Annotated in this window: 6 protein-coding genes; 4 read left to right on the plus strand and 2 right to left on the minus strand. The window is 43.9% G+C overall.

Annotated elements, in window-relative coordinates:
* The first annotated feature begins 127 nt into the window (after positions 1-127).
* The gene (gyrB, locus tag HMPREF2794_RS26360) at positions 128-2,089 is read left to right on the plus strand and encodes a DNA topoisomerase (ATP-hydrolyzing) subunit B (RefSeq protein ID WP_010536157.1); all 1,962 of its coding nucleotides are present in this window, start codon (positions 128-130) and stop codon (positions 2,087-2,089) included.
* Positions 2,090-2,257: 168 nt separating this feature from the next.
* On the plus strand, positions 2,258-2,458 hold the full coding sequence (locus HMPREF2794_RS26365; RefSeq protein ID WP_070753135.1) for a hypothetical protein: 201 nt from the start codon (positions 2,258-2,260) through the stop codon (positions 2,456-2,458).
* A gap of 8 nt (positions 2,459-2,466) precedes the next feature.
* Here HMPREF2794_RS26365 and HMPREF2794_RS26370 read toward each other — a convergent pair whose 3' ends face one another.
* Both HMPREF2794_RS26370 and gpmI read right to left on the minus strand, forming a co-directional pair.
* Positions 2,467-3,048, minus strand: a complete 582-nt coding sequence (locus tag HMPREF2794_RS26370) for a DUF3109 family protein (protein ID WP_010536155.1) — start codon at positions 3,046-3,048, stop codon at positions 2,467-2,469.
* A 63-nt stretch (positions 3,049-3,111) separates the two neighbouring features.
* Entirely contained in the window at positions 3,112-4,626 is a 1,515-nt protein-coding gene (gpmI, locus tag HMPREF2794_RS26375) for a 2,3-bisphosphoglycerate-independent phosphoglycerate mutase (protein WP_070753137.1), read from the minus strand.
* Positions 4,627-4,800: 174 nt separating this feature from the next.
* Between gpmI and HMPREF2794_RS26380 the strand changes: the two genes are divergently transcribed.
* Positions 4,801-7,284, plus strand: a complete 2,484-nt coding sequence (locus HMPREF2794_RS26380; RefSeq protein WP_070753139.1) for a TlpA family protein disulfide reductase — start codon at positions 4,801-4,803, stop codon at positions 7,282-7,284.
* A gap of 267 nt (positions 7,285-7,551) precedes the next feature.
* Positions 7,552-7,836, plus strand: a 285-nt coding sequence (locus HMPREF2794_RS29345; RefSeq protein ID WP_139147306.1) for a hypothetical protein, incomplete at its 3' end; no start/stop codon positions are given.

Below are 7,836 nucleotides of genomic sequence, written 5' to 3' on the forward strand. Positions count from 1 at the left end.
TTCATCCCTCAGATTTATTCATTGATCCCTAATTCCACTTTTATTCTGTATTTTTCACCTCTTAAACTTCGCCAAGTCGACAATTTTCACTATATTTGCTCTGTTATTATAACTTAGAAAGGCAATTATGAGCGAAGAACAAATCACTCCCAATAACGGGTCTTATTCTGCGGATAGTATCCAGGTATTGGAAGGTCTTGAAGCAGTGAGAAAACGCCCTGCGATGTACATCGGTGACATCAGCGTAAAGGGACTTCACCACTTGGTATACGAAATCGTTGATAACTCCATTGACGAGGCACTGGCCGGGTATTGCGACCACATCGAAGTGACAATCAACGAAGATAATTCAATCACCGTACAGGATAATGGACGTGGTATTCCGGTCGACTATCATGAAAAAGAAAAGAAGTCGGCGCTGGAAGTAGCAATGACCGTACTGCACGCCGGAGGTAAGTTCGACAAAGGTTCGTACAAGGTTTCCGGAGGTTTGCACGGTGTAGGTATGTCTTGCGTAAATGCACTGTCAACACACATGACTACACAGGTATTCCGTGATGGTAAAATCTATCAGCAGGAATATGAAATTGGTAAGCCGCTTTATTCTGTAAAAGAAGTAGGGGTATCGGATATTACAGGAACCCGCCAACAATTCTGGCCGGATGATACCATCTTTACCGAAACAGTATATGATTATAAAATCCTGGCTGCCCGTTTGCGCGAATTGGCATACCTGAACGCGGGTCTGCGTATCTCTCTGACCGACCGCCGGGTAGTGAATGAAGAAGACGGCAGTTTCAAGAGCGAAGTGTTCTATTCAGAAGAAGGTCTGAGAGAATTCGTACGCTTTATCGAGTCCTCACGTGAGCACTTGATTAACGATGTCATCTATCTGAACTCCGAAAAGCAGGGAATTCCTATTGAAATCGCAATCATGTACAATACAGGATTCTCTGAAAATGTACATTCTTACGTCAATAATATCAATACAATCGAAGGAGGTACGCACCTTGCAGGTTTCCGTCGTGCACTGACTCGTACACTGAAGAAATATGCCGAAGACAGCAAGATGCTGGAAAAGGTAAAAGTTGAAATCTCGGGAGACGACTTCCGTGAAGGTTTGACTGCCGTTATTTCCGTAAAAGTTGCCGAACCACAGTTCGAAGGACAGACCAAAACGAAGTTGGGTAACAACGAAGTGATGGGTGCTGTAGACCAGGCTGTCGGCGAAGTACTAGCTTATTATCTGGAAGAACATCCGAAAGAAGCAAAAACGATTGTAGACAAGGTAATTTTGGCTGCTACCGCACGCCACGCAGCAAGAAAAGCCCGCGAAATGGTACAGCGCAAATCTCCGATGTCCGGAGGTGGACTGCCTGGTAAGTTGGCCGATTGTTCGGATAAGGACCCTTCAAAATGTGAATTATTCCTCGTCGAGGGAGATTCGGCAGGTGGTACTGCCAAGCAGGGACGTAACCGTATGTTCCAGGCAATCCTCCCGCTACGCGGTAAGATTCTGAACGTAGAAAAAGCAATGTACCACAAAGCGCTGGAAAGCGATGAAATCCGCAATATATATACAGCGCTAGGCGTCACTATCGGAACAGAAGACGACAGCAAAGAGGCTAACATTGAAAAGTTGCGTTATCACAAGATTATCATCATGACCGATGCCGACGTCGATGGTTCTCACATCGACACACTGATCATGACGTTCTTCTTCCGTTATATGCCGCAGATTATTCAGAACGGCTATCTGTATATTGCTACTCCCCCACTCTACCTCTGCAAAAAGGGTAAGGTAGAAGAGTATTGCTGGACAGATGCACAACGCCAGAAATTCATTGATACGTACGGCGGCGGTCTGGAGAATGCAGTCCATACACAACGCTACAAAGGTTTGGGTGAAATGAACGCCCAGCAGTTGTGGGAAACGACCATGGACCCCGAAAACCGTATGTTGAAACAAGTTAACATCGATAATGCCGCAGAGGCCGATTATATATTCTCCATGTTAATGGGTGAAGACGTAGGTCCGCGCCGCGAATTTATCGAAGAGAATGCAACTTATGCAAATATCGATACATAATTTTCATATTACGTTTTTATAAACCAACCTCACATCTTACAACGAAGAAGCGTCGGCAAGCGAAGGAAAATCCTCCGTGCCGGCGCTTTTCTATGTCTTAATAAAACCTAACAGTTAAATTACTTCTCGACCAAAATCACTATCTTGCCAAAAAGAAGGAGGACACTTATGAAAACTACTACCCAAAATCCTGTATTTGCCAAGATCAGGCTGTATCTCAAAATTCTGGCATCCTGTGTGATTGTCACTTGCCTGTTCCTGATCATTATCCATCCGGAGGCGTGGATTACTCCGGCTTGCATCATCGTAGCTATGATCTGCCTGCTATTTCTTCTGATACGAGCCAAACGCAAAGAATCAAAAAAATGAGAGAAATATCAGATCATATCATGTGCCTTTAATTCCTCCACTGCGATTTCCAGTTCTTGATACCACTTTTCACCGAATTTACGGATCAGCGGTTCTTTCAAGAATTGGTAGACAGCTACATTTTCTTTTTTTCCCAGCAGCACAGCCGCCTTGCATACATCCCATCGATGATAATTTACTGCTTTATATGGCCCGTAATCCCCAATCCGGATGGGATAAAGGTGACATGATACCGGTTTATAAAAGTCAGTCTTTCCGTCCCGATAAGCCTTTTCGATGGCACAATAACAACATCCTTTCTCGTCATAGCAAGTAAAGACGCAGTCCTTATTATTAACAATAGAAGTCACCAGATCACCTTCCTGATCCGTATATACCACTCCTTGCTTTTCAATGACAGCACGCGCTTCCGGAGACAGTTCCTCCCAAATAACCGGCAGCACTTCTTCCAACTTTTCTACTTCCTCCAACTCCACAGGTGCCCCCGCATCCCCTTCAATACAACATTCGCCCTTGCAGGCATCCAGGTTACAGAGGAATTTTTCCCGAAGGACATCGAAGCTCACTACTACATCTTCTATCTGAATCATAAAACTTATGTGAGACAAAAAGGGCGGAGTTTACCCCCGCCCTTCTGGTTATAGAATTCTAAATTACTTAATCAAAATCTGACCATTCATATCTGCCGGAGCTTCCAGACCCATGATTTTCAAAATAGTCGGAGCAACATCAGCCAAACGACCGTCCTCCACTTTCGCAGCCTTGTTTTCTGTTACGTAAACACAAGGAACCGGATTCAGAGAGTGAGCCGTATTCGGAGTGCCGTCTTCGTTCAAGGCGTGGTCAGCATTACCGTGGTCGGCAATGATGATTGCTTCGTAGCCCTGTGCTTTGGCAGCTTCGATGACATCTTTCACGCAAGCGTCTACAGCCACAACAGCCTTCTCGATTGCTTCGTAGATACCGGTATGGCCTACCATATCACCGTTAGCGAAGTTCACCACAATAAAGTCATATTTATTTTCGTTGATAGCGTCTACCAGTTTATCCTTCACTTCGTAAGCGCTCATTTCCGGTTTCAGGTCATAAGTAGCTACTTTCGGAGATGGAACGAGGATACGGTCTTCGTTGTCGAACGGAGTTTCACGGCCACCGTTGAAGAAGAAAGTAACATGGGCATATTTCTCTGTTTCGGCGATATGAAGCTGGTTCAAGCCTTTTGAAGCAATGTATTCGCCCAGTGTGTTGGCAACATTTTCTTTATCGAACAAGATGTGAACACCTTTGAAAGATGCATCATACGGAGTCATACAGTAATATTGCAATCCCGGAATGGTATGCATGCCTGCTTCCGGCATATCCTGCTGAGTCAGTACGACTGTCAGTTCTTTAGCACGGTCGTTACGGTAGTTGAAGAAAATAACCACATCACCTTCTTTGATTGTTCCGTCGCAGTTAGCGTTTACAATCGGTTTGATGAATTCATCCGTTACACCTTCATCGTAAGATTCCTGCATTGCCTGAACCATGTCAGTAGCTTTCTTTCCTTCGCCGTTTACCAGGAGGTCATAAGCTTCTTTCACACGTTCCCAACGTTTATCACGGTCCATAGCATAATAACGACCGATGATAGAAGCAATCTTGCCGGCAGATTTCTCGCAATGTGCAGAAAGTTCTTCGATAAATCCTTTACCGCTCTTCGGGTCAGTATCACGACCGTCCATAAAGCAGTGGATAAATGTATTGCTGATGTTATATTCTTTGGCGATGTCGCAAAGTTTGAAAAGATGAACCATTGAGCTGTGCACACCACCGTTAGAAGTCAATCCCATGAAATGAACGTTCTTTCCATTTTCTTTTGCGTAAGAGAAAGCAGAAACGATTTCGGGGTTCTGAAGGATGCTGTTGTCGGCACATGCACGATTGATTTTCACCAAATCCTGATAAACCACACGTCCGGCACCAATGTTAAGGTGACCTACTTCGGAGTTACCCATCTGTCCGTCGGGCAAACCTACGTTCTCACCACTTGCCTGAAGTTGGGAATGAGGATAATTGTTCATCAGATAATCCCAGTAAGGAGTGGGAGTGTTGAAGATTACGTCGTCTTTCTTTTGGTCGCCTAATCCCCAACCATCGAGGATCATTAAAAGGGCTTTCTTGCTCATACTATTTCAATATTTAAATTATCACTCTGATTTTCGGGTGCAAAGGTACAAAAAAGATGATTACGTAAACGCTTAATCTATGTTAAGTTAAAAGGGGAAAAGAGGGGAAGCCATGAATATTTTTCTTTCTTTGTACAGGGAACTATTAAACACATTTATTCAAAATTTAATATTATGAAAACGATTCTACTCTGCATGATGCTCATGCTATCGGGTATGCTCACTGCGCAAACCATCGACAATCCGCCATTTAAAGCCCGTTCGGGGAGCATTGGCAACATCACACGTATAGAACGCACGCCCGAAGGTACGCGTGTTTATATTCACGCCATCTTCCGCCCGCACTGGTGGATAAAAGAGGAAGGAGACAGCTACCTGGAAGATGCGGCTACCGGAAAAAAATATCAGTTCAAGAGTGCAGAAGGCATTGAGCTCAACAAGGAAGTGTACATGCCCGACTCGGGCGAGATGGACTATGTACTCACTTTCGAAGCTCTGCCGGAAGAAACACAGGTCATCCATCTTCTCAGCCCCAGTGATACCGAAGGGAACACGTATGATATCTCTTTAGTGCCGCAAACCGATAAGACTGTTTCACCATTGGCTGCAATCAAAGGAAACTGGTTCAATACTGATGATTTGAACGCTTGGGAATATGGTATCTACGATTCTGTAACAATCATGAACAACCGGATATTCACCAATGAAACTGTCCGTAAGAAAGGGAAACGGATCGAGATAACTGTCAAGGACAAGCAGAATGGGGAGACACGCACTTTACTGGTAACTCCACAGAAAGACGGAAACTGTAAAATACAAGCGAACGGAGAGAAGGAACAACTGTACACCCGGCAAAAGGAAACGACCAAGACCATCGCCGCCGATACAGGTTTTCAGCAGTTCTTCCACACAGACACTACCTGTCTGCAAGGGTATATCGACGGCTACGACCGACGCCTGGGATTTGATACCGGACTGATCTATCTATCGAATATCATCACCCGCGAAGACTATCCGACTGTGATTCAGATAGACGAAGACGGCAGTTTCCTGTGCAAATTTGTCATCAAGCATCCTGTGGAACAATCGGTAACACTTGGCAACAACTGGATTCCATTCTATATCGAACCCGGGCAAACACTGACCATGTATATCGACTGGGAAGCATTATTGGCACGTAGCCGGGCACGCGATTATTATTTTCCTATCAAGAATATAGCTTACATGGGACCGTCGGCTCCTCTCTCCTATCTGCTGAAAGAATTCAGTTCACTTATCCCCTACCGTTACGAGGATTTATCCAATTCCCGTAATAAGCTGACTCCCAGCCAATACAAGGAACATATGAAGCCGTTTATCGCCCAATGGGAACATACAGCCGATTCAGTTATTCAGATTTGCCAACCATCGGCAAAGGCTGTCCGCCTGATAAAGAACAAGACAAACCTGCAGGCAGGAGGCTTATTCTTCGATTTCCTGATGAGCAGAGATTATTACGCGAAACAGGATACAGCCAACCAAGCCTTGAAAGTGCAAGAAGATGATTCCTATTACGACTTCCTGAACAAGATGCCGCTAAATGATGAAGCGGTGCTTGCCGATGCCAATGCAAGTACTTTCATCAACCGGTTTGAATATATGAATGCTTTCAGAAAAGCTTATGGACAACAGTATGCAACAGCGCCGACAGATACCATCACTTATACGTATCCGGAAAAGCCGCTTCTGACTTTCTTTAAAGAGAAAGGGGTAAAGATGAATGCAGAGCAGGAAGCAATCAGACTGAAACACGAAAAACTGGCCGGAACAACAGTAAAGATCACTTTGAAAGAACTTCAGGAGGAGAATGAGAAGGTAAAAGACTTATTCGGAAAAGAAGAAAAGCTAATTTCGGAATATGTAGAGAAACATGTCAAAAACGAGCAATCAGAGGAATCAAAGGAAGAAATAGACAGGAATTTTATCTCAATGAAAGTAAAAAGTGAACATATAAAAGACAGCATTCTTGCCGGACTATATAATGTACCCAATCCTTTGCTTTGGCAAATAGCTAAAGTACGCGACATGAAATTCTATCTGGAGAATATCAAGACACGTTCAATCGCCCGTGAGTATGCAGACAACACCAAAGAAGAACTTACTTTTCCAATATTGGCAGAAGAAGCCGAATATCTGTTTACCAAAATACATCCGAAAGAAGAAGCTAAGTCCTACCAGCTTCCGGAAGGTAAAGCCACTGAGGTTTTCCGCAATATCATCAAGAATCACCCGGATAAAGTATTGTTCGTTGACTTCTGGGCGACGACTTGCGGACCTTGCCGGGGAGGGATAGAGGCGACGGCAGACCTGCGCAAAAAATATAAGGATCATCCGGAGTTCCAGTTCATCTATATCACCGGACAGAAGGATTCTCCTGCCGGTGCATACAAGCAATATGTAGAAAACAACCTGAAAGGAGAAGCCAGTTATTATGTGACCGAATCGGAATTTAACTATCTGCGCCAACTCTTCCACTTCAACGGTATTCCGCACTATGAACTTGTACTAAAGGATGGTAGTATCTCCAAAGAGGGACTGGGAACTCATAAAATCAGAAAGTACTTGGAAGAGAATTTCCCCGTTTCCGAACCTGCCCAACTTAATTTGAATGAAGAATGAAGAATGATGAATGAAGAATTACTCTGCAGCGTGATAGCGTAGCTAATTCTTCATTCTTCATTTAAAACTTCTTCATAATGATTAAAACCGATGTTTTATTGTCATCTGTCAGCTTTTCATATATAATAATCTAATAATAAACAGATTACCACATGACAATAAGCCCTGACAATAAGCTGACAATAGCAAAAGTTCCATTTTACTGTCATCTTATGGAGTGAGGGAAGTTTCCGATATATCTCACATTAGAGTGTATTAATACATTTTTTGCCATCATTTGATTCCGTCATTCAGACGAATACCAATGAGAAACGATCGGCTATGTCATTCAAACGACTGCAAGGAGGAAGACTCTCCTCTTTTGCGTGCACAGGAGAAGAGCCTTCATTCACACTGTCACCAACACTTCTCCTTTCGTTGTTTCCCGTTCAAGTATCCATACGGTTTGTGACAAGCTATCAGAACGGTTGTGCCACCTACGGAAACGATTATGCCAAACCTCTGAAACGATTGTGCAGAGTGCTTGGCACAGTTGTGCCACTGCGATGGCAC

It is taken from the genome of Bacteroides sp. HMSC067B03 (genome assembly GCF_001811315.1).
In the GTDB taxonomy this organism is placed as follows: domain Bacteria; phylum Bacteroidota; class Bacteroidia; order Bacteroidales; family Bacteroidaceae; genus Bacteroides; species Bacteroides faecis.

Excerpts from the sequence above, each read along its gene's own strand:
- gyrB (WP_010536157.1), top strand. The coding sequence starts at position 128 with ATGAGCGAAGAACAAATCACTCCCAATAACGGGTCTTATTCTGCGGAT.
- HMPREF2794_RS26365 (WP_070753135.1), top strand. The coding sequence starts at position 2,258 with ATGAAAACTACTACCCAAAATCCTGTATTTGCCAAGATCAGGCTGTAT.
- HMPREF2794_RS26370 (WP_010536155.1), bottom strand. The coding sequence starts at position 3,048 with ATGATTCAGATAGAAGATGTAGTAGTGAGCTTCGATGTCCTTCGGGAA.
- gpmI (WP_070753137.1), bottom strand. The coding sequence starts at position 4,626 with ATGAGCAAGAAAGCCCTTTTAATGATCCTCGATGGTTGGGGATTAGGC.
- HMPREF2794_RS26380 (WP_070753139.1), top strand. The coding sequence starts at position 4,801 with ATGAAAACGATTCTACTCTGCATGATGCTCATGCTATCGGGTATGCTC.